The sequence below is a fragment of the Hallella multisaccharivorax DSM 17128 genome, assembly GCF_000218235.1.
Classification (GTDB): Bacteria; Bacteroidota; Bacteroidia; order Bacteroidales; family Bacteroidaceae; genus Prevotella; species Prevotella multisaccharivorax.
The window spans coordinates 2,993,874-3,015,032 of record NZ_GL945017.1 but is presented as its reverse complement, the minus strand read 5'-3'; the positions used below and the strand labels follow the sequence as shown (position 1 = coordinate 3,015,032).

General features: G+C 48.7%; 18 protein-coding genes, 2 tRNA genes and 1 pseudogene. 11 read left to right on the top strand and 10 right to left on the bottom strand.

The genetic code is table 11. The features are described 5' to 3' along the window. Position 1: 1 nt before the first annotated feature. The 8 genes from PREMU_RS12825 to PREMU_RS12790 all read right to left on the bottom strand — a co-directional run bounded on the left by PREMU_RS12825 (position 2) and on the right by PREMU_RS12790 (position 8,507). The gene (locus tag PREMU_RS12825) at positions 2 to 1,027 is read right to left on the bottom strand and encodes a VWA domain-containing protein (protein WP_007575927.1); all 1,026 of its coding nucleotides are present in this window, start codon (positions 1,025 to 1,027) and stop codon (positions 2 to 4) included. Between the two features lie 69 nt (positions 1,028 to 1,096). Then, the gene (locus PREMU_RS12820; protein WP_007575926.1) at positions 1,097 to 2,095 is read right to left on the bottom strand and encodes a vWA domain-containing protein; all 999 of its coding nucleotides are present in this window, start codon (positions 2,093 to 2,095) and stop codon (positions 1,097 to 1,099) included. Positions 2,096 to 2,130: 35 nt separating this feature from the next. Then, positions 2,131 to 3,207 carry a hypothetical protein gene (locus PREMU_RS12815; RefSeq protein WP_007575925.1) on the bottom strand — a complete coding sequence of 359 codons (1,077 nt, stop codon included), beginning with the start codon at positions 3,205 to 3,207 and terminating at the stop codon, positions 2,131 to 2,133. An 11-nt stretch (positions 3,208 to 3,218) separates the two neighbouring features. Beyond that, a complete protein-coding gene (locus PREMU_RS12810) occupies positions 3,219 to 4,115 on the bottom strand; it encodes a DUF58 domain-containing protein (protein ID WP_007575924.1) in 897 nt (298 codons plus the stop codon). After that, complete coding sequence (locus tag PREMU_RS12805; protein WP_007575923.1) at positions 4,115 to 5,110, bottom strand: AAA family ATPase; 996 nt, start codon at positions 5,108 to 5,110, stop codon at positions 4,115 to 4,117. Before PREMU_RS12805 ends, PREMU_RS12810 begins: the two co-directional genes overlap by 1 nt. Before the next feature lie 198 nt (positions 5,111 to 5,308). Further along, a complete protein-coding gene (locus PREMU_RS12800) occupies positions 5,309 to 5,932 on the bottom strand; it encodes a DNA alkylation repair protein (protein ID WP_007575921.1) in 624 nt (207 codons plus the stop codon). A gap of 25 nt (positions 5,933 to 5,957) precedes the next feature. Then, positions 5,958 to 7,910 (bottom strand): dipeptidyl-peptidase 3 family protein, encoded by a 1,953-nt coding sequence (locus tag PREMU_RS12795; protein WP_007575919.1) that lies wholly within the window; start codon positions 7,908 to 7,910, stop codon positions 5,958 to 5,960. 57 nt (positions 7,911 to 7,967) lie between these two features. Beyond that, complete coding sequence (locus PREMU_RS12790; protein ID WP_007575917.1) at positions 7,968 to 8,507, bottom strand: helix-turn-helix domain-containing protein; 540 nt, start codon at positions 8,505 to 8,507, stop codon at positions 7,968 to 7,970. 631 nt (positions 8,508 to 9,138) lie between these two features. Here PREMU_RS12790 and PREMU_RS12785 point away from each other — a divergent pair. From PREMU_RS12785 to PREMU_RS12745, 9 genes are all read left to right on the top strand, one after another. After that, positions 9,139 to 9,211: transfer RNA gene (locus PREMU_RS12785), tRNA-Lys, on the top strand. A 22-nt stretch (positions 9,212 to 9,233) separates the two neighbouring features. Continuing rightward, a tRNA-Lys gene (locus PREMU_RS12780) sits at positions 9,234 to 9,306 on the top strand. A 97-nt stretch (positions 9,307 to 9,403) separates the two neighbouring features. Next, complete coding sequence (locus PREMU_RS12775) at positions 9,404 to 11,023, top strand: ABC-F family ATP-binding cassette domain-containing protein (protein WP_007575914.1); 1,620 nt, start codon at positions 9,404 to 9,406, stop codon at positions 11,021 to 11,023. Between the two features lie 55 nt (positions 11,024 to 11,078). Beyond that, the gene (locus tag PREMU_RS12770) at positions 11,079 to 11,690 is read left to right on the top strand and encodes a nucleotide exchange factor GrpE (protein ID WP_007575912.1); all 612 of its coding nucleotides are present in this window, start codon (positions 11,079 to 11,081) and stop codon (positions 11,688 to 11,690) included. Between the two features lie 4 nt (positions 11,691 to 11,694). Continuing rightward, positions 11,695 to 12,864, top strand: a complete 1,170-nt coding sequence (gene dnaJ / locus PREMU_RS12765) for a molecular chaperone DnaJ (RefSeq protein ID WP_007575910.1) — start codon at positions 11,695 to 11,697, stop codon at positions 12,862 to 12,864. Between the two features lie 88 nt (positions 12,865 to 12,952). After that, positions 12,953 to 14,242 carry a bifunctional folylpolyglutamate synthase/dihydrofolate synthase gene (locus PREMU_RS12760; RefSeq protein ID WP_007575908.1) on the top strand — a complete coding sequence of 430 codons (1,290 nt, stop codon included), beginning with the start codon at positions 12,953 to 12,955 and terminating at the stop codon, positions 14,240 to 14,242. A gap of 125 nt (positions 14,243 to 14,367) precedes the next feature. Then, on the top strand, positions 14,368 to 15,456 hold the full coding sequence (locus tag PREMU_RS12755; RefSeq protein ID WP_007575906.1) for an aldose epimerase family protein: 1,089 nt from the start codon (positions 14,368 to 14,370) through the stop codon (positions 15,454 to 15,456). 44 nt (positions 15,457 to 15,500) lie between these two features. Continuing rightward, complete coding sequence (gene galK, locus PREMU_RS12750; RefSeq protein WP_007575904.1) at positions 15,501 to 16,661, top strand: galactokinase; 1,161 nt, start codon at positions 15,501 to 15,503, stop codon at positions 16,659 to 16,661. A 67-nt stretch (positions 16,662 to 16,728) separates the two neighbouring features. Continuing rightward, a complete protein-coding gene (locus PREMU_RS12745; protein ID WP_083819260.1) occupies positions 16,729 to 17,634 on the top strand; it encodes an esterase-like activity of phytase family protein in 906 nt (301 codons plus the stop codon). 52 nt (positions 17,635 to 17,686) lie between these two features. Here the strand turns inward: PREMU_RS12745 and PREMU_RS15795 are convergent. Both PREMU_RS15795 and PREMU_RS12735 read right to left on the bottom strand, forming a co-directional pair. After that, positions 17,687 to 18,400: pseudogene (locus PREMU_RS15795) on the bottom strand (ABC transporter permease); the annotation flags it as partial. After that, on the bottom strand, positions 18,397 to 18,954 hold the full coding sequence (locus tag PREMU_RS12735) for an ATP-binding cassette domain-containing protein (RefSeq protein ID WP_007575899.1): 558 nt from the start codon (positions 18,952 to 18,954) through the stop codon (positions 18,397 to 18,399). The gene PREMU_RS12735 and the pseudogene PREMU_RS15795, both read right to left, overlap by 4 nt. Positions 18,955 to 19,181: 227 nt before the next feature. Here PREMU_RS12735 and PREMU_RS12730 point away from each other — a divergent pair, with 227 nt between their 5' ends. Both PREMU_RS12730 and PREMU_RS12725 read left to right on the top strand, forming a co-directional pair. After that, the gene (locus PREMU_RS12730; RefSeq protein WP_007575897.1) at positions 19,182 to 20,258 is read left to right on the top strand and encodes an agmatine deiminase family protein; all 1,077 of its coding nucleotides are present in this window, start codon (positions 19,182 to 19,184) and stop codon (positions 20,256 to 20,258) included. 19 nt (positions 20,259 to 20,277) lie between these two features. Then, positions 20,278 to 21,159 (top strand): carbon-nitrogen hydrolase, encoded by an 882-nt coding sequence (locus PREMU_RS12725; RefSeq protein WP_007575895.1) that lies wholly within the window; start codon positions 20,278 to 20,280, stop codon positions 21,157 to 21,159.

Here is a 21,159-nt window from a genome sequence, read left to right as displayed (position 1 = left end):
ACTACATTCTTTTCTTAAACAGCCTTACGTTTTTAAGCCTGGGATTCTTCGCTTCCATGATGCAGACATCAAGGATAAGGATTAGCAGAGCAAGAATTGCAAACGCCTGGAACTGCTCATTATACTCACTGTAAATCACAGAGTCAGTATCACCCTTCTGTAATTTAGTGATCTGGTCATTGAGCTGCTCTTGCGCATCCGAGGTATTGTCAACATGGATGTAAGTACCACTTCCTGCCCTTGCTATCTGCTTGCACATCTGCTCATTGAGTGCAGACATGACAGTCTGCCCCATAGCATCTTTCATATAATTGCCGTCACCCATTGGGATCGGAGCACCACCAGTGCCTCCCACACCAAGGATAAAGACGTTAATGCCCTGCTTCTTCGCAGCTGCTGCAGCTCTTTCAGCACCGCCCTCATGATCCTCACCATCAGTGATGACAATGATAGCCCTTCCCACTTTATCTTGTTTGGTGAAACTGTGCATCGCTACATTAATCGCTCGGCCGATGTCGGTCCCCTGCGTCTGGATAAGAGAAGGATCCGTGTTTTGCAGAAACATCTTTGCGGATACATAATCGCTTGTAATAGGCAATTGGACGAAAGCGTCACCTGCAAAAACAACTAACCCAACCTTGTCGTTAGTGAAATGGTCCACCAAATTCTCCACGAGCATCTTGCTTTTGTCAAGACGACTTGGCGCCACATCTTCTGCAAGCATGGAGTTGGAGATGTCCATACAGATAATCGCCTCTATGCCATTACGTCTTTCGTGAGAGAGCTTCGCGCCCATCTGCGGCCGTGCCAACATCACGATAAGTACGGCAAGTGCTGCATTCACCAGCCAAAACTTCACGGTCGGGCGATATTTGGAGACGTCCGGCATGAGCCCTTTGACCAACGCAGGATTACCAAACTTCTGCAGCCTCACCTTCTGCTTCCGCCACATAAAAAGCCGCACCAATGCCAAGAGTGGCACCAGCCATAGCAACCAGAGATATATAGGATCTTCAAATCGAAGCATATTGTTATTTATAAACCACCCTTTCCTTAGGGCTTTACTTGATCATGATACTTTAATTATTACTGATTATTAAGGCAACCGCCTCAAGACCGTATTACGAAGCAGAAGTTCAAGCAGCAAGCAGAGCACAGCCGCCAAAGCGAAGGGCTGATAAGCCTCATAACGCTTGGAGAACTTCTTTACATCCATCTTCGTCTTTTCCAATTGATCTATATCTTTGTATATCTTCTTCAATTGAGTAGTATTGGTGGCACGATAGAAGTTTCCATCCGTGGTCGCAGCTATATCGCTCAGTGTCCCCGTGTCGATGTCAACAGGCATATTAATATACTGCACGGTTCCTCCCACTTGCACAGGATAAGGCGCCACATGGTTAGTCCCCACAGCAATAGTATACACACGGATACCCAGCGACTTTGCTATCTGTGCCGCTGTCTTGGGAGAAATATCACCCATATTGTTAGAGCCATCGGTCAGCAGGATGACAACCTTACTCTTCGCCTTAGAGTTTTTAAGCCTCGAGATAGCATTGGCAAGCCCCATACCTATGGCAGTACCATCCTGTATCAACCCTCTTGCGGCAATGTCAGTCCTAACATTATGCAACAGATTCAGGAGCGAGGCATGATCTGTTGTCATCGGACACTGTGTAAAAGCCTCGCCGGCAAAGATCGTCAAGCCAATATTATCATTGGGACGACCAGATATAAAATCTGACGCCACATCCTTGGCAGCATCAATGCGATTAGGCCGCAAGTCCTCTGCAAGCATGGATGTGGACACGTCCATTGCCAACATGATGTCGATGCCTTCCACCGTCTTGTTGCCCCACGAATTATGAGTTTGTGGCCGGGCAAGCACTAAAACGATAAGCACGAACGTCATACAACGCAGTAACATCGGCATGTCCAAAAGATGCTCACGCCAACTCTTCGGCGTGTTGAGATAGGCATGCGTATCACTCATCCGTATTGTGGGCTCACTCTTCTTACGATAAAGAAAGTACCATAGCACATACGGAATGAGCAGCAACAGAAGCAAGAAATATTCTTTATTTGCGAATTCCATCTTTCACATTATTATATACAGCCCCTTTCTCCACCTCACATCATCAACAGGTACACATTATATATAATGTATGCCAACAATAAGAAAGAGATGATACCACATACCCATAATAACGACTTGATCGTAATGCGGTTGGAACGGACCTTCTTGTCATCGTCTGAAAGGTGTGGAACTATCTTTTCCTCTACAGCCTGCCCCTCCTGCTTGGTTTCATCAATAAAATTGATAGCCTTTACAAGATTAAGATCATTCTCATTGAGCTGAGTCGAATACTTGGCGAACTTCACGAGGTCAGCTGTCTGGAAGAGTTCCCGCAGCTCGTCGATCATCTTTCTGTCGTCTGCAGCTTGCAACCGGTCAATGATCTGGTCTGTTGTCATCTCCAAAGCATTGAATCCGAACCTTTCCTGAATGTACTTTCTCAAGGTATCTGTGAGTTGCGTGTAGTAAGACTTTTGATCCTCACTGACTTGCAGGTGCTCCTTCTTGATGTTCTCAATCTCACTCAGAGCTCGCTGATGTGGCGGTATATGACGCACGATGCGCACTTTCGTGATGATAGGCTTATTTTCTTTCAATCGTACAAAGAGGTAGCAAATTGCGAGGAAAAGCAACAGCACAAAGACTGAGAGCCAGAAATATGGACGCCATTCCGACCACTCGAATGGATTATCCTGCACATCCTTAGGTGGGAAAAATTGATTGGGATGCAGGGTGTCCACATCCACTGTAATCACTTTCAAAACCGAGGTTCCACCCTTATAAGGCTTGCCGTTGACCTTCACCGTCAGTGCGGGAATGGCATAGATACGCTCGTAGAAGGATGTGATAGTGAATGCTTTTTCCACTTTCATTTCACTGCCTGAACTCAGTGTGTCCGGAGCCGAAGACTCCACAACCTCTACTCCCGGAACTATATTCTGCCGCTGTTTCAATTGGGGCCATTGCAACTTAGCGCCTTCGGGGAACACCACGGTAAGCCGCAACTTCGTCTGCTCGCCAATGAACATAGCGACGGAGTCAACCGTCTGTTCCACCGTTACTTGGGCCTGAAGCTCTAACGATAAGAACAATAGACAAAGAGTGAATATGTATTTAACGATCCTTCCCATTATTATTATGGTCACAATATCCTACGATCAACATTCTTTTTATGCCTTTGCTTGAAGAGCATCATCAGTGACTTGACAAAATCCTCATTCGTGGCTATCGATATCCAGTCGACCTTACTCTTCGCAAACATCTGCCGCAAACGCGCTTCCCTTTCAATCCAATAGGCTGTATGCGCGCGGCGAAGACGCTTACTCGACGTGTCGATATACATTTCGTGTCCTGTCTCAGCATCACGGACTTTCAACAGCCCTACATCCGGCAGTGTCTTGGCACGCTGGTCGTACACTTGGATAGCGACAACATCGTGCTTACGGTTGGCGATCTCCATCTCGCGCTGGAAGTCTTTGTTATCATAGAAGTCGCTGATAAGAAACGACGTACACCGCCGCTTCATCACCCGCGTCAAGTAAGCCGTGGCAGCGGCAATGTCAGTCTTATGGCTCACAGGATGGAAGTCGAGCATCTCCCTGATGATGTACAGGATGTGCTTTCGACCTTTCTTAGGCGGGATGTATTTCTCTATCCTGTCGGAAAAGAAGATGACACCTATCTTATCATTATTCTGAATAGCCGAGAAAGCTATCGTGGCGGCTATCTCCGTAGCCATATCGCGCTTCGTCTGAACAGTGGTACCGAAATCGAGGGAACCGGAGACGTCAATCAACAACATGACCGTCAGCTCACGTTCCTCCTCAAACACCTTCACGTAGGGACGGTGAAGCCTTGCCGTGACATTCCAGTCGATGTCACGCACGTCATCGCCAAACTGATATTCCCTCACCTCGGCAAATTCCATTCCTCTGCCTTTGAAAGCAGAATGGTATTGCCCCGCAAAGATATCCTGGCTTAGACCACGGGTCTTGATTTCTATCTTCCTGACCTTCTTCAGAACCTCAGAAGTATCCATTAAGGCACCTCCACCTTGTTGATAATTTGACTTACGATTTCTTCGCTGGTGACATTGGAAGCCTCTGCCTCGTAAGAGAGCCCGATGCGGTGACGCATCACGTCATGGACCACAGCCCGGACATCCTCAGGCACTACATAGCCACGATGCTTGATAAAAGCGTAGGCACGGGCTGCCTTTGCCAGATTGATACTGGCACGCGGCGAACCACCGAATGTAATCAAGTCTTTCAACTGGGGCAGTCCATAACGGTCGGGATAACGCGAAGCAAAGACGATGTCAGCGATATATTGCTCAATCTTTTCATCAATATAGACCTGTCCTACCACCTCACGGGCCTTGAGGATATCATTGGCACTGCACACCGGTTCCACTTTTGGGAATGTCCTCTGGATATTCTCGCGGATGATCTGTTTCTCCTCCTCAACGGTGGGATAACCTATCACAACTTTGAGCATGAAACGATCCACCTGTGCTTCAGGCAACTGATAGGTACCTTCCTGCTCAATAGGGTTCTGCGTAGCAAGGACAAGAAACGGCTTGGGAAGCTCAAACGTCTGGTCACCGATAGTGACCTGATGCTCCTGCATAGCCTCAAGCAGCGCACTCTGCACCTTTGCCGGAGCACGGTTGATCTCATCTGCAAGGACAAAGTTGGCAAACACAGGGCCTTTTTTTACATGGAAACTCTCATCCTTCTGCGAATAGACCATCGTACCCACCACATCGGCTGGTAACAGATCGGGAGTGAACTGAATACGTGAGAAATCGGTGTCGACAAGCTGTGAGAGGGTCTTGATGGCTAACGTCTTAGCCAGTCCAGGCACGCCTTCCAAAAGGATATGTCCGTCACTGAGGAGGGAAATGAGCAGGGAGTCGATCAGATGCGACTGCCCCACAATGACTTGTCCCATGCCCATGGTCAAGGCATTGACAAAGCCGCTCTGTTGCTCTATGAGAATGTTCAGCTCACGAATATCTACTGATTCTGCCATAATTGAGAAATTTTGACTTTTGTAAGAGAGCGTATGTACGCCCATTGTATTCTTTTTTTCAACACGCAAAAGTACTCATTTCTTTTCGAGGAGCGCAATGGAGCAGCCTAAATTATATTAAAAAGGATATTAAGACGTTTATTTTAAGAAAGTTTGGGTGAATAACCATCATATTATCAGACCCCCGCGTAAAGAATCTCACAACACATCAATGCCCTCACGTTTGAGTGCCGACTTCGCTACACGCTCGTAGACCAGCCCCAAGTCAGCAAAGCGCATCACGGCATTCATAGCAGCATGACGTACACCAACGATCGGAGACCTAAGTGCAATCAACGCCTGATCCAGGAACTCATTGATTCCCCGTTCGTTAGGCTCAACGCCATTCATAAAAAGACGTCCAAGGATGTCGTAAGCGCAGATCTCCTTCTCCGGTACAGTACTGGCCATCCATTGATAAGCGAGTCTTGCGCCATAGTCTACATGTTGGTAGAGATTGAAGGCCTGCATCTCCGCCAACTCCTGCGAGTGGGTCTGCTCCATCCATATCTCGGCCACCTCCTCGGGCATTTTCTCCGGAGGCATGAGCAGCGTGGCAAGGATCTTACATTCACGGATGTCCTCTTTCCACAAGGCTATGGCGAAGTCGTAATCATGAGGCAGATCCGCCGCCATCAGCTTGAGCTGGATAAAGGGTACTCCCCAGTTGAGGTGGTAATCAAGCCCTTTCTCACGCATCGATTGTGAGGCGGGACCGTTCATGACAAGCCTGAAGCCACGCTTCAGCTCTTTTAATTTATCATCTATCTCTTCCTTATTCATTATTGTTCAAATAGTACCAATATGCTCACAGCAGGCCATAATCAGCCGAATACCTCAACATCTGATGCGTGTAGCTCTCTGTATAGTCGAGCTCAACATCAGTGATGTTGCCCCCAGCATCGACGACAGGCTTCATCCATGGATTAATGAATCCCTTGTAGGGAGCAATGTCAAGCCTCTTATAGCGTGCGAGGATTTCCTGGTGCAGCTTTGCGTCGACCTTCACGCCATAGGTCTCCACCATGGCTCTCGCCGTCTCGTAGTCACCCTCACTCTTGATGCGCTGTATCTCGGCAAGCAGTTTGCCAAAGAGCTTGCGCAGGCTTGGGTAATCGTTGACTCTTACATACGTCTTTCCATTGATGACCGTCAACTCCACGCATCCATCGGCATGGTCAAGGCACCAGTGTGCGATAATGGCGCGGTTGCGCATATGTGCCTCTTCAATCTGGTCGCCAGGTTTGATGCGCACAAGCTGTGTGAGCAAGCCATTCATCATATAATGGTAATACTGGCTCTTATAAGCCTCTTTATCGGGTACGAGTCCAAGCTCCACCAGCTTATCATCGGCGAGATAGTAAAGTCCGAAAAGGTCGGCACGGGCTTCCTCAATCGTGCTGCCGTAAGCTTTCAAGGCATCGGACGAGACACCAGGGAGGAGTTGCCCACTGCCATGACCGAGACACTCATGCAGATCGGTGTGCAGGTCATCGCATAAATCTCCGTATTTTTCTATGATCGCGCGGGTCTCTTTATCAATCACGAACTCCTCATCAAAGCCATTGCCTCGCGCCGCCTTATTATAGGCATCGGTGAGATTGCCGATCGTGATGCTCTTCGAACCATAGCGCGCGCGTATCCAGTCGGCATTGGGCAAGTTGATACCGATAGCCGACGATGGATACTCTTCACCGCCAAGCATAACAGCCTGAACCACATGAGCCGAGACGCCTTTCACCACCGGCTTGCGGAAACGGGGGTCTACGGGCGAATGGTCCTCAAACCACTGAGCATTGTCCGCTATTGTTCGCGTGCGTTGCGTAGCCTTCTCGTCTTTCAGTTCTACCAGGCCTTCCCACGTGCCTTTCAATCCGAGCGGATCACCATAGACCTCTATGAAGCCATTGATAAAGTCCACGTCACCGCCCTGCTCTTTCAGCCATTCTATGCTATACTCGTCGAAAAGACGCAGATCGCCAGTGGCATAGTATCTGATGAGCAGGTCAATCAGCTCCGTCTGCTTCTCATTCTCGGCTACCTCTTTGGCCTTTTTCAGCCAATACACAATCCTCTGTAAAGCAGCACCATAGAGCCCTGTGGTCGTATATCTCTCTTCACAGAGCTTGCCATTTCTGTTCACTAACCTCGAATTAAGCCCCCATGAAGGCTGACAATCACCGGCCTTAGGATCCTTCATGGCAGCATAGAATCTCTCAGCTTCCTTTTGTGACACGTTCTCATAGAAGTTACCCGCTGACGAGCGCACCAAATCCTCACCCTCGGCCTGATTGACACGCTTGGGCAGCACGACTGGGTTAAAGATGACAGGGCAAAGAGCCGCCGACAGCGATGCTGTATCCGCATAGCCCGACAACGGAAAACAATGAGCAGGTAAAGCACTTACGGCCTTCCTGAACCAGCCCTCAGAAAATCCTGGCGCAAACTTCTCGCAACCGTAATGATGATAGATGCCACTGGAAAACCACACGCGCTTCAGATAAACCACCATCTGCTGGAAGTCCTCCGCTTCCCGATCTGCGCTGTACCGAAGCAAGGCTTCCAATGTCTTTCTGATGGCAAGATTGAATCGGCCGTATTGATCGGTTGTGATGTCGCGGCCTGACAGGGTCGCCTTTGCCAAATAAAAAATATAAGCCTTTTGCCGAACATCCAGAGACTCAAAACCGTCAATACGGTACCTGAGCATCTGGAGATCGGCAAAACGCTCATCAACATAAGAAAATTGTTTGTTATCCATTTATATAATGAGGTTATTGGCCGCCCGCTTCATTTAAACCGTCTCACGCGTGCAGTCTTACGGGTGGGCTCGGAGCCGCCGCCCACTATGATCAGCCAACCGAGCCTCTTCCCCCTCCCTTGGCTTGTTTTTCGATCCTGGCTTACGCCCTCTCTTTTTAGGCTTTTCATCCTGAGGTGGCAACACCTGCAGCCGCCTCTGCCGGTATTCGCGTGGAGTAATGCCGTTGATTTTGTAGAAAGAAGCGTAAAAAGACTGGCGGTTGGAGAAGCCCACCATATCGGAAATCTCCTCCATATTCAACTCATGATACCGTTTATCCACTAACATAGACATGGCCTCCTGGATGCGGTATTTATTGACATAAGAGGTGTAGTTCATATGAAACCGCACATTCACCACCGCCGAGATATACCGCGTGTTGGTATTCAGGTCTTCAGCAAGGCGCTTAGCAGAATAGTCCTTGTCCCTGTACTTCTTTTGAATGATGATAATGTCATTAATGCGGCGTTCCAGCTCATCCATAAGCTTAGGATTGACCAGCGTACGGTAAGCCGCGTCTTTCTCTTTCTTTTCAGTAATGTTGTACTTTGCCATAATTTAGAAGGTCTATACTTGTCCCTATCGGTTTTAAGCTCTACTTGCAAAAATAAAGAAAGAAATTGAATACCACAACTTTTCTTTTTATTTTTTGTTGACAAACAGTCCAATTTAACGTTCATTAGGCAAATCCGTCTATAGATGAACAATTCTTGACGGTTTTGCGACGTAACCATACTGCACGACACATGCCGAATGATCGTGCGACAACTGTCGAACGATTGTACGGCAACTGTCAAACGATTGTCAAGCAACTGTCGAACGATTGTGTGACAATTGCCGCACGATAACACTCCATCGCAACGTCAATATCCATTCGCTCCATTCAAAAAGAAAGCATTAAAGAAATTTATTAACATACCCGAACAGTCTCCCATACACATTCACTTTTCCGGCCCCGTTGAACAGGAATGGAAACCACAGTAAACCAATAAGGATTGAAAAGCAGAATCACAATCATTGTTGACAGCAAGGGAACGGCAGTAACGAGAACTCGTCTAAAAGAGCCACAAGAAAATAATATCAAAAAAAATATCGAAATATTTGGACGGGATATGAAAAAGCTGTACCTTTGCACCCGCAAAACAGAAAAGAGGTCTTCACGGTCTTGGAAATGTTTGTACAGAATGCGCCCTTAGCTCAGCTGGTAGAGCAACTGACTCTTAATCAGTGGGTCTAGGGTTCGAATCCCTAAGGGCGCACTTCTTTTTAATAAAAGGGCTCGCGCCCTTAGCTCAGCTGGTAGAGCAACTGACTCTTAATCAGTGGGTCTAGGGTTCGAATCCCTAAGGGCGCACGAAAGACTGATCTTCTTACGGAGGTCGGTCTTTTTTCAGTTAAGGCTCTTAAAGCAAGGATCATAAATACATATTGATTAATTCCGTTTACAAGCTATGATTACACTTACCAATCTTGCCATCCAGTTTGGCAAACGTGTCCTTTATAAAGATGTGAACATTAAGTTCACCCGCGGCAACATCTACGGCGTCATCGGTGCCAACGGTGCGGGCAAATCCACCCTGCTACGCGCCATCAGCGGTGACCTGGAGCCCAACAAGGGCAGCGTGGAGCTGGGGCCTGGTGAGCGCCTCTCCGTATTGGAGCAAGACCACTTCAAATACGACTCCTATAAAGTCATCGACACCGTGCTCATGGGTTATGACGCGCTGTGGAGCAACATGAAAGAGCGCGAGATGCTCTACAGCAAAGCTGAGATGACCGAAGAGGATGGCAACCGCGCTGCTGAGCTTGAAGAGAAGTTCGCCGAGATGAACGGTTGGGAAGCCGAAAGCGATGCAGCACAGTTACTACAGAACCTTGGTGTGGCCGAGGCCTTGCACCAGAAACAGATGTCGCAGCTCTCGAACAACGAGAAGGTGCGCGTGATGCTCGCAAAGGCTCTTTTCGGCAAACCCGACAACTTGCTGCTTGACGAGCCCACCAACGACCTTGACCTTGACACCGTGGAGTGGTTGGAAGACTACCTCGGCGAGATTGATGAACATCAGACAGTACTCGTGGTGAGCCACGACCGACACTTCCTCGACGCCGTCTCCACACAGACCATCGACATCGACTTCGGCAAGGTCACCGTCTTCGCCGGCAACTACAGTTTCTGGTATGAGAGCTCACAGCTCGCTCTGCGACAGGCGCAGAACCAGAAGATGAAGGCCGAGGAAAAGAAAAAGCAATTAGAGGAATTCATCCGCCGATTCTCTGCCAACGTGGCAAAGAGCCGCCAGACTACCAGCCGAAAGAAGATGCTGGAAAAGCTCAATGTGGAGGAAATCAAGCCTTCCAGCCGCAAATATCCAGGCATCATTTTCCAGATGGAGCGTGAGCCAGGCAATCAGATTCTCGAAGTGCAGGATTTGAAAGCTGTCGACGAAGATGGAACGGTACTCTTCGACAACGTCAACTTCAACATTGAGAAAGGCCAGAAAGTGGTGTTCCTCAGCCATAACCCCAAGGCTATGACCGCACTATTCGAGATCATCAACGGCAATCGGCAGGCCGAGGCGGGCACATATAAGTGGGGCGTAACCATCACCACGGCTTACCTGCCGCTTGACAACACCAAATTCTTCCAGTCGGAGTTGAACCTCGTCGACTGGCTCTCACAGTACGGTCCGGGCAATGAAGTCGTGATGAAGTCGTATCTCGGCCGCATGCTCTTCCGCCAGGAGGACGTAGAGAAAAAGGTCAATGTGCTCTCCGGAGGAGAGAAGATGCGGTGTATGATCGCCCGCATGCAGCTGCAAAACGCCAACTGCCTCATCTTCGATACGCCCACCAACCACCTCGACCTCGAGTCCATCCAAGCCCTGAACAATAACCTTGTAGCATTCAAGGGCAACATCCTCTTCTCATCACACGACGCAGAGCTCATCGAGACAGTATCCAATCGCATCATTGAGCTGACACCCAAGGGATGCATCGACAAACTCATGCCCTACGATGAGTACATCCACGATGACCTGATCAAGGAGCAGAAAGCGAAGATGTACGAGTAAGCCACCTGGTGGCACGGTTTTTGTTGGCTCAGAAAACAATAAAGGTTAACGCATTATGGCAGAAAAAGAAAAAGAAGAAAAAAACATAAAAGGTCAGGCTCATCAGACCGAGACCGAGCAGAAAGAGACAAAGGAAAAGGACGACCGTAAGGCTTGCCAACAGGAAGCAAAGCCTGAGCAGAAGGTCAAAACCGCTGACAAGGAGGCTGAAGAGGAAAAGGCTGACCCTTTGGAAAAAGCAAACGAGGAGATTGCAGAACTTAAGGATAAATACCTGCGCACCCTCGCCGAGTTTGACAACTATAAGAAGCGCACGCTGAAAGAAAAGACTGAGCTCATCCTTAACGGCAGCGAGAAGACGGTTGTCGCCATACTTCCGGTGCTTGACGACTTCGAGCGCGCGCTCAAGGACAAGAGCGAAGATCCTAAAGCCATCAGGGAAGGTGTCAAGATGATCTTCAACAAGTTTGTCAAAGTGCTCGAAGGCCTTGGCGTAAAGAAGATCGACACTGACGGCAAGGACTTTAGTACTGACTATCATGAAGCCGTTGCCATGGTTCCGGGAATGGGCGATGACAAGAAAGGCAAAGTCATCGATTGTGTGCAAACTGGATACACCCTTAACGAGAAAGTGATCCGCCACGCTAAAGTAGCGGTAGGACAGTAAGACCATGGCTGAGAAGAGAGACTATTACGAGGTACTCGGCGTAGACCGAAGCGCATCCGAGGATGAAATAAAGGTGGCTTACCGCAGGCTCGCCATAAAATACCACCCTGACCGCAATCCAGGAGATAAGGTAGCAGAAGAGAAATTCAAAGAGGCCGCCGAGGCCTACGAAGTGCTTCATGACCCTCAGAAACGCCAACAGTATGATCAGTTTGGGTTCAATGCTCCAGGCGGCGGCTTTGGTGGATTCAGCAGCGGTGGCATGGACATGGACGATATCTTCTCGATGTTCGGCGACATCTTCGGTGGTCGCAGTGGCGGATTCGGAGGCTTTGGCGGATTCGGAGGCAATGGCGGCAGTTCACAGCGAGTGTATCGCGGCTCAGACTTACGGCTGAAAGTGAAACTCTCATTGCAGGACATCGCCAGCGGCGTAACCAAGAAATTCAAAGTCCGCGAAGATGTGCCTTGTGAGCACTGCCAAGGCACCGGCTCTGAAGGAGGCGCACGGCCTGAAACCTGTCCCACCTGCCATGGTTCAGGTATGGTGACACGCACCGTACGCTCCATGTTTGGCATGATGCAGACGCAAAGCGAATGTCCCACCTGCCACGGAGAAGGGACCATCATTAAAAGCAAATGCAAGGCTTGTGGTGGCTCCGGCGTGGTGAAAGGGGAGAAAGTAGTAGAAATCAACGTCCCCGCCGGCGTAGAAGAGGGCATGGTGCTCAACGTCCACGGAAAGGGCAACGCGGGACCCCACAATGGTGTACCCGGTGATATCCAGGTCATTATCGAGGAAGAGAAGAACGATGTCTTTATCCGTGACAAGCAAGACCTGATTTACAACCTACTGCTCGACTTCCCCACCGCCGCTCTTGGTGGAGAAGCTGAAATACCGACTATTGACGGCAAGAAGTTCCCACTTAAGATTGACCCCGGCACACAACCAGGCAAGACCATGCGTCTGCGCGGTAAAGGTCTGCCTGCTGTGCAAGGATATGGATCGGGCACAGGAGACATTGTGGTCAATATCAGCGTCTATGTACCCAAAACTCTAAGCAAGAATGAGAAGAAAGCCATTGAGGAACTGCGCGAGAGCGAGAACTTCAAAGGTGACACCAGCACAAAGAAAAGCATCTTCGAGCGCTTGAAAGAGAGATTCAACAATTAGTCCCCGAAGTGCAGACTGCCTAACAAACCATACGGACGATTGAATTGAACCGAACGCACTGGCAAACCAAGGCAAGGATTCAGATGAGATGAATTATCAGGAGACAGTATCATATCTGTTCAATGCTATGCCAGTATTTGAACATAGCGGAGCCTCGGCCTATAAGCCGGGGCTTCAAACCACTTTGGCCTTGGACGAGCATTTCGGACATCCGAATCATGCCTACAAGACCATTCACATTGCGGGCACCAACGGCAAAGGATCATGTTCGCACAGCATCGCCGCTATTTTGCAGGAAGCCGGATACAAGGTAGGACTGTACACTTCTCCACACCTCGTTGACTTCCGCGAGCGTATCCGTGTAAATGGCGAGATGATAACCGAACAACGCGTCATCGACTTCATAGAGCAGGAACGCGACTTCTTTGAGCCTCTACACCCATCGTTCTTCGAGCTCACCACCGCTTTGGCCTTCCTCTATTTCAAAGAGCAGAAAGTGGACGTGGCAGTCATAGAAGTAGGACTTGGCGGACGACTTGATTGCACCAATATCATTACCCCTGAGCTCTCCATCATCACCAATATCAGTTATGACCACACACAGTTTCTCGGTAACACGCTGGCTTTGATTGCCGGAGAAAAAGCTGGCATCATCAAGTCTCACGTGCCCGTGGTCGTCGGTGAGGATGTGCCAGAGACACGTCCTGTCTTTCAGGCCAAAGCCGAAGCGTGCCAATCGCCGATCGTCTTTGCGCAAGACCATGTCATGGTGACCAAGTCACATCCCTGTACAAGTGGCGGGAGAGACTACACTACCTCAACACCTCTTGTCACACTGCACTGCGATCTTGGCGGCGACTATCAGGAAAAAAACCTGAATACAGTGCTCACTGCCCTGCCTTTACTCCGTAAATCGTTTCACATCACAGATAATAATATTCGCGAAGGCCTTGCACATGTATGCCGCCTCACAGGGTTACGTGGCCGTTGGGAAACCATTAGGCAATATCCCCGCGTAGTCTGCGATACAGGTCACAATGTTGGAGGATGGCAATATCTTGCACCCCAGATCAAGCGGCAGCCATGCAAGACACTAAGGATCGTTTTCGGCATGGTCAACGACAAAGACATCAACACTGTCATGGAGCTGCTGCCCAAAGATGCTGTCTACTATTGGGCACAGCCATCAACCAAGAGGGCTTTCCCCTGTGACAAAGTGGCAGAACTTGGAAAAATCCACCATCTCAAGGGCAAAGAATGCGGCTCCATAGCCCAGGCTTACCATCAGGTATTGGCCGAAGCCGACAAGGAAGACTTCATCTTCGTGGGCGGATCAAGCTATGTCGTCGCCGACTTCCTCAATATGAATAATGTGTAAAACTGTTGGTAAAAGATATTTAACACTAAAAATACCATAATAATTGAGGCTTTTAGTTGTCGCTCTCGTATTTTTTTATTTACTTTGCAAAAGACTCAAGAAACAACAACTAAAGACTCAGTCATATGGCAAGTAAAGAAGAAACACCAAATGTTTGCGGTCTGAAGCGCGAAGACTTTCAGACCACTATCAACGGAAAGAAAACCGATCTTTTCATTTTAAGAAACAGTCAAGGCAACGAAGTTGCCATCACCAATTACGGAGGAGCCCTCTTAGCCATTATGGTTCCTGACAAAGAAGGCAAAATGGGCAATGTCGTTATGGGGCACGACAATATCCAAGATGTCATTAACTCCCCAGAGCCATACCTCTCAAGACTAATCGGACGCTTCGGAAACCGAATAGCAAAAGGTAAATTCACCCTGCGTGGAAAGGAATATCAGGTGCCTGTAAACAACGGTGTGAACTCGCTTCACGGAGGAAAGAAAGGATTCAATGTGAAAGTCTGGTCACCTGAACTAATGAATGAGCACACACTTGCCCTTAACTACGTATCACCCTATGGTGAGGAAGGCTACACGGGAGAGCTAAAAGTGACTGTCGTCTACACTTGGACAGATGAAAACGAGTTGCACATTGATTACCTCGCAACGACCAACAAAAAGACCATCGTCAACCTTACCAACCACGCATTCTTCGCATTGGCAGGAATTGCAAATCCTACTCCATCAGTGGAAAATGTAGAGCTGCAACTCAATGCCGACTTTTATCTCCCCATTGACGAGACTTCCATTCCCACTGGAGAAATCAGAAAAGTGGAAGGCACTCCCTTTGACTTCAAGACTCCTAAGCCCATCGGACGAGACATCAACGCCGACGACGAGCAAATCAAGAATGGCACCGGATTTGACCACAACTATGTGCTCAACAAGCATGAGGAGAGTGAGCTCTCACTCGCCGCTAAGCTCTATGAGCCTGTTAGTGGACGAACCATGGAGGTCTACACCACCGAGCCCGGCATTCAACTCTACACCGGCAACTTCCTCTCCGGCATCCGCGGTGCACATGGAGCCACCTATCCCAAACGCTCAGCTGTCTGTCTTGAAGCTCAACACTTCCCCGATTCACCCAACCGGCCTTATTTCCCATCAGTGATACTTAACCCGGGAGAACGCTATAAGCAGACCACCATCTATAAGTTTGGTGTCAAATAATAACCTTTTAAATATTTATTACCACACATTTAACGACCTCTACTATGGATATAGAATTTGTAAGAAGTCGATTCATCAAGCATTTTGATGGAGCGACAGGTAACATTTATGCCTCTCCGGGGCGCATCAACCTCATCGGAGAACATACCGATTACAATGGCGGCTTTGTCTTCCCAGGAGCCGTAGAGCAGGGTATTTTGGCTGAAATCCGCCCCAATGGACTGAAAAGTGTCAACATCTACTCTATCGATCTGAAGGATATGACTCACTTCACACTTGATGATCCTAAAGGCCCAAAAGCCACTTGGGCACGCTATATTTACGGTATCTGCCGCGAGATGATGGCCAGGGGCGTTGATGTCAAGCCGTTCAATGCCGCCTTTGCCGGCGATGTGCCATTAGGTGCCGGCATGTCATCAAGCGCTGCCTTGGAGAGCTGTTTTGCATTCGCGCTTAATGATCTCTTCGGTGACAACAAGGTCTCCAAATGGGATCTCGCATTGGCCGGGCAAGCCACTGAACACAAATATGTTGGTGTAAACTGCGGCATCATGGATCAATTTGCATCCGTCTTCGGTATGAAAGGGAAGCTCATGCGTCTCGACTGCCGCAGCCGCGAGTTTGAATACTTCCCTTGGGAGCCAAAAGGCTACAAGCTCGTATTACTCAACTCTAAGGTAAAGCACGAACTAAAAGGCTCCCCTTATAACGACCGCCGCAACTCCTGCGAAAATGTAGTGAAAGCCTTGAATACCAAATTCACCGACCGCCATTTTGATACACTTCGTGATGCTGACTGGAGCGACTTGGAAGCTGTCAGGGAAGAAGTCAGTGCGGAGGACTACAAGCGTGCACATTTCGTACTTGGCGAGGTGGATCGTGTTTTGGCCGTAAGTGAAGCGCTTGAAAAAGGCGACTATGAGACTGTCGGACAAAAGATGTATGAAACTCATCATGGCCTGAGCAAGGAGTATGAAGTAAGCTGTGAAGAGCTCGACTATCTTAACGATATTGCCAAGGAGAATGGCGTAACCGGTAGCCGAATCATGGGAGGAGGCTTCGGAGGATGTACCATTAACCTCGTCAAGGATAATCTTTACGAAAAGTTCATTGCTAATGCCAAGACAAAATTCAACGAGAAATACGGTCATGAGCCACAAGTCATCGACGTAGTCATCGGCGACGGCTCACGCAGAATCTGCTAAATATATTTCGGTATTGGTGCAGGGGCGGCTCCTGTGGCCGCCTACAACCAGTATCTATGTATCGAAAATGCTCTATTCCCTGTTCCTTCTCATCGTCTCTCTTCTTCCACAACACCATTTTGCAGATATTCCACCAGGAAACTATAGTGGCATCACATGGCTGGGAGGTGACAAATACGCTGTCGTGAGCGACAAATCAGATGAGGACGGGTTCTTCATCTGGCACATCGGGCTTGATTCCATCACGGGCGAGATCAAGTCTGCCGCAAACGAAGGGTTCCATTCTGCTTTGCAACCCAACCGCGATGGGGAAGGCATCGCCTTCAATCCGCACACCCAAACCATCTTCATCAGTGGGGAGAATGACAACTACATCAAGGAATATGACTTATCAGGAAAGCTCACAGGCCATGAGATTCCTCCTACCTCATTTTACAAGAATCTTCCTGAAAATTTAGGACTTGAAGCACTCAGTTACAACGACTCCACACGCACGCTGTGGACCTGCAACGAGAGTGGGAACATCGTCATTCAAAGTTATGGCACAAGTCTTCAGCCGTTACATCATTTCCCCTACACACTCGATGCTCCCTTAGTAAATCAGGCAAAGGCGCAATTCTATGCACATGGTGTAGGGACGATCTGCGCCTTCGACGATGGATCTCTACTCACGCTTGAGAGAGAGTTTTATGTGCCAAAGAAGAAGTTCGGCGCCTTTGTCAACTGCAAGCTCTTCCATTTCATACCGGACAAGAATAAGAAAGAACTGCTCACCGAATGGAAAACTTCATTAAATCTCTTCAAGCGTGATCTTGCCAACTACGAGGGGATGTGCCTTGGGCCCACGCTCAAAGACGGCTCTCGGATTCTGATTCTTGTTGCCGACTCACAGAATCGGGCTCACGGGGTGCTGAAGGACTGGATAAAGACAATCCGGATACGGACGGCTCACTCTCAACCGTCTGGCCTTTAAATACCTTTTTAAGATGGTTGTATCCATCAAAATTATAGTGTCTGCCAATGAGTAAAGCCACAAAAACTGCCAACAAAGAAGCACTCAACACCGCTATGAAAAAAGAGACCTGTAAGACCGTAGCCGCGAGGACGTTCATGCCTGCTATGGTTGCTACAAAAAAGATGACAGGTGCTGTGGCGAAAACAACCGCAGACATCTGGCGACTGACAAATAATACCGATGCCTGCAATGCCCTACGCAGGAAATATTCCGTGGCCTGAGCATGAGTAGAGCCATTGCCAAGTAAGTAATAATAAAGCTGGGCATGGTGACGCAAACCTGCATAATAGACTTCAAGAGCACGCGAAACAGCTCCAATCATACCGCCAGACAACAAGCCCATAACAGGCACGAGGTGTACAGACACCTGCCAACCACGTGCACCAAGAATTAAGGGAACAGTGTACACTCCCACTATCAACAAACCCGATAAGAAGCCGCACAGGACCGGAACAAAAACTGCCTTCATCCTCAGACGAGACTGCAACACTGACATAGAGGCTGCAAACATCCCAAACAACAATGCGACAATAATGTTGACTACTAAACTATTAAGTTTCACGCAGAGTAACGTCGCAAGTGCTACAAGGCTTGTTGTCAGAACAAGACGAAGCAGTGCCTTCACAAACCGGTTGAGAAGCGGGAGACGATAACGAATGATAACAAATATAGGAAATGCAATAATTAAAAGTGCAAAGAAAACACTAAGCAATGAAACATTCATATTGAAAGGTTTATCTCTTTATCAAAAGACAGTCGGCTGTCTTTACATGTGTAAATAATTTCTATCCCCCTCGCTGCAATCTTACCCAACAAAGCATCGACCTCATATGAGGGAATGACATTGTCAACCAGCAATATTTTCCGGTCAAGCAAAGACGCCACGCTCAAGAGCAACTTCTGAACGACGGCAGACTCAAAATCTGAAAACTTTTGTGAATACTGTTCTGCTTTAATCTCTGTGAGTTTATCGACATTCACCTGAAGACTACGGCAAATCTCTGCCAAAGTGATATCTCCCTCTGGAAGAGCCTGTGGAACATACGCCATCATCGTCCGGAAATAAGGAGCTGAGCCGAGGGAAATCAGTTCTCCATCGAGTGTAATAAATCCTGAGGCCAGTGGGCAAAGCCCTAAAGCAGCAAGCAGAATCCGACTTTTGCCTGTATGAGGACCCCCGTGAAGACACACCCGTTCACCATCTTCCACAATTAAAGAAAAGGGCGGAGAAAAACCACCACCGCGAAGCGCTACACTGACATCTTTAAACTCAAGCATCTTCTGTCTCCTACTTTTGTTTCCGCAAATTTACCCAATATATCTCACACCACAAACTTTTTAATTTATTTTTTGTGCGCCACGCCATTTCACGATTGTCGGTGGTATTCCTCGTTTTGTATAATACCAACGTAAAGACAAGTGAACGTCTTTACATCATTCCCCACTGTCTTTTGCGCTTTTTTCTTGTTTTTTCCTTAATTTTGCAGAGATAGATTGGAAAACGAATGGACAACAGCAGCTTTTATCTCCCTGCCGAATGGGAGCCTCAAGACGGTATCATGCTCACATGGCCTGCGCCCCACACCGACTGGGCACCTTATCTCAACAGCATCACCAATACATATGTGGCTCTCGTCAAAGCCATCCTCACCCACGAGCGCGTTATCATTGCCACTGAAGATCCTTTGCATACCGCCACTATCTTAGAAAAAGGTGGCTGTGCTATGGAACGCATCAACCTCTATTCCTGCCTTATCAACGATACCTGGTCGCGCGACCATGGACCGTTGACACTTGTTAACCCCGCCGACGGCAGCATGCGGATGCTCGACTTCAGGTTTAACGGCTGGGGTGAAAAGTTCGACTGGCAACGCGACAATGCCATTACCCAGAAACTATTTAGTCTCCACGCCTTCAACGCTGAAAGAGAAAGCCACGATGACTTTATTCTTGAAGGAGGCTCTATAGAGAGTGACGGAAAAGGCACGATCTTCACCACAGCACAGTGTCTCCTGGCTCCCCACCGCAACCAACCGTTGAGCCAACAAGCCATTGAGGAAAAGCTCTGTAAACTGCTTCATGCCCAGCGGGTGATATGGATACATCACGGGAATCTTATAGGAGACGATACAGACGGACACATTGATACTATTGTCAGAGCGTGTCCAGACAATACCCTAATCTACGTAAGCTGCGACGATAAGACTGACGAACAATATGCAGACTTCCAAGCTTTAGATGCTGAACTCCAAGCACTCCAAACGATGGAGGGCACGCATTACCGTCTGCTTAGACTTCCCATGCCCGACCGTATGGAATTTGATGGAGAACGCCTGCCGGCCACCTATGCAAACTTTCTCATCATTAACGGTGCTGTAATCGTACCAATTTATGGTCAGAAAGAGAAAGACGAAGAAGCCTTGACCACCATAGCGCAAGCATTCCCTGAGAGAGAGATTATCCCGATTGATGCCTCCGTCATCGTGCGACAACACGGATCTATCCATTGCCTCACCATGCAGATACCACATAGTGATCGTACAAGGGCCAACCTCTGCACAAATACTAATTGCACACAATAATCCCAAATACATAACAACCATGCCATTAAAAGTAGGAATCATACAGCAGCACAACACGCAGGACGCAGAAGACAACGTCCGACGACTCTCCGAGAAATGCAGGACACTCGCCCAACAAGGCGCGCAGCTCATCGTCATGCAGGAGCTGCACAACAGTCTTTACTTCTGTCAGACGGAAGATGTTGATAAGTTCGACCTCGCCGAAACTATCCCAGGCCCTTCCACTGAATATTTCGGGAAATTAGGCAGAGAGTTAGGCGTAGTCATCGTCATCTCTCTCTTTGAGAAGCGGGCAGCAGGTCTCTACCACAACACAGCCGTAATAATTGAGAGCAATGGCACCATCGCAGGCAAGTACCGCAAGATGCACATCCCCGACGATCCAGCATACTATGAAAAGTTTTACTTTACTCCCGGTGACCTCGGCTTCCATCCTATCAACACCTCTGTCGGTCGTCTCGGCGTGCTCGTCTGTTGGGACCAATGGTATCCTGAAGCTGCACGTCTCATGGCTCTGCAAGGAGCTGAGCTACTTATTTATCCTACCGCCATTGGTTTTGAGAGTAGCGATACAACCGACGAGCAGGAACGGCAACGTGAGGCGTGGATAACCGTACAGCGGGGACACGCAGTGGCCAACGGGCTACCTGTCATCACGGTCAACCGTGTGGGCTTTGAGCCTGACCCAAGCGGGCGAACGAAGGGAATCCAGTTTTGGGGTTCCAGCTTCGTTGCCGGCCCGCAGGGCGAGTTGCTTTATCGTGCGGATTCAAGGAATGAATGCGAGCAAGTGATCAAGGTGGATTTAGAACGGTCTGAGCAGGTCAGACGCTGGTGGCCCTTCCTCAGAGACCGTCGCATTGACAAATACGGTGACATCCTCCGACGGTTCATCGACTGA

Bases quoted from the DNA above. Each gene is read 5' to 3' on its own strand.
- PREMU_RS12825 (WP_007575927.1), bottom strand. From the start codon at position 1,027: ATGCTTCGATTTGAAGATCCTATATATCTCTGGTTGCTATGGCTGGTG.
- PREMU_RS12820 (WP_007575926.1), bottom strand. From the start codon at position 2,095: ATGGAATTCGCAAATAAAGAATATTTCTTGCTTCTGTTGCTGCTCATT.
- PREMU_RS12815 (WP_007575925.1), bottom strand. From the start codon at position 3,207: ATGGGAAGGATCGTTAAATACATATTCACTCTTTGTCTATTGTTCTTA.
- PREMU_RS12810 (WP_007575924.1), bottom strand. From the start codon at position 4,115: ATGGATACTTCTGAGGTTCTGAAGAAGGTCAGGAAGATAGAAATCAAG.
- PREMU_RS12805 (WP_007575923.1), bottom strand. From the start codon at position 5,110: ATGGCAGAATCAGTAGATATTCGTGAGCTGAACATTCTCATAGAGCAA.
- PREMU_RS12800 (WP_007575921.1), bottom strand. From the start codon at position 5,932: ATGAATAAGGAAGAGATAGATGATAAATTAAAAGAGCTGAAGCGTGGC.
- PREMU_RS12795 (WP_007575919.1), bottom strand. From the start codon at position 7,910: ATGGATAACAAACAATTTTCTTATGTTGATGAGCGTTTTGCCGATCTC.
- PREMU_RS12790 (WP_007575917.1), bottom strand. From the start codon at position 8,507: ATGGCAAAGTACAACATTACTGAAAAGAAAGAGAAAGACGCGGCTTAC.
- PREMU_RS12775 (WP_007575914.1), top strand. From the start codon at position 9,404: ATGATTACACTTACCAATCTTGCCATCCAGTTTGGCAAACGTGTCCTT.
- PREMU_RS12770 (WP_007575912.1), top strand. From the start codon at position 11,079: ATGGCAGAAAAAGAAAAAGAAGAAAAAAACATAAAAGGTCAGGCTCAT.
- dnaJ (WP_007575910.1), top strand. From the start codon at position 11,695: ATGGCTGAGAAGAGAGACTATTACGAGGTACTCGGCGTAGACCGAAGC.
- PREMU_RS12760 (WP_007575908.1), top strand. From the start codon at position 12,953: ATGAATTATCAGGAGACAGTATCATATCTGTTCAATGCTATGCCAGTA.
- PREMU_RS12755 (WP_007575906.1), top strand. From the start codon at position 14,368: ATGGCAAGTAAAGAAGAAACACCAAATGTTTGCGGTCTGAAGCGCGAA.
- galK (WP_007575904.1), top strand. From the start codon at position 15,501: ATGGATATAGAATTTGTAAGAAGTCGATTCATCAAGCATTTTGATGGA.
- PREMU_RS12745 (WP_083819260.1), top strand. From the start codon at position 16,729: ATGCTCTATTCCCTGTTCCTTCTCATCGTCTCTCTTCTTCCACAACAC.
- PREMU_RS12735 (WP_007575899.1), bottom strand. From the start codon at position 18,954: ATGCTTGAGTTTAAAGATGTCAGTGTAGCGCTTCGCGGTGGTGGTTTT.
- PREMU_RS12730 (WP_007575897.1), top strand. From the start codon at position 19,182: ATGGACAACAGCAGCTTTTATCTCCCTGCCGAATGGGAGCCTCAAGAC.
- PREMU_RS12725 (WP_007575895.1), top strand. From the start codon at position 20,278: ATGCCATTAAAAGTAGGAATCATACAGCAGCACAACACGCAGGACGCA.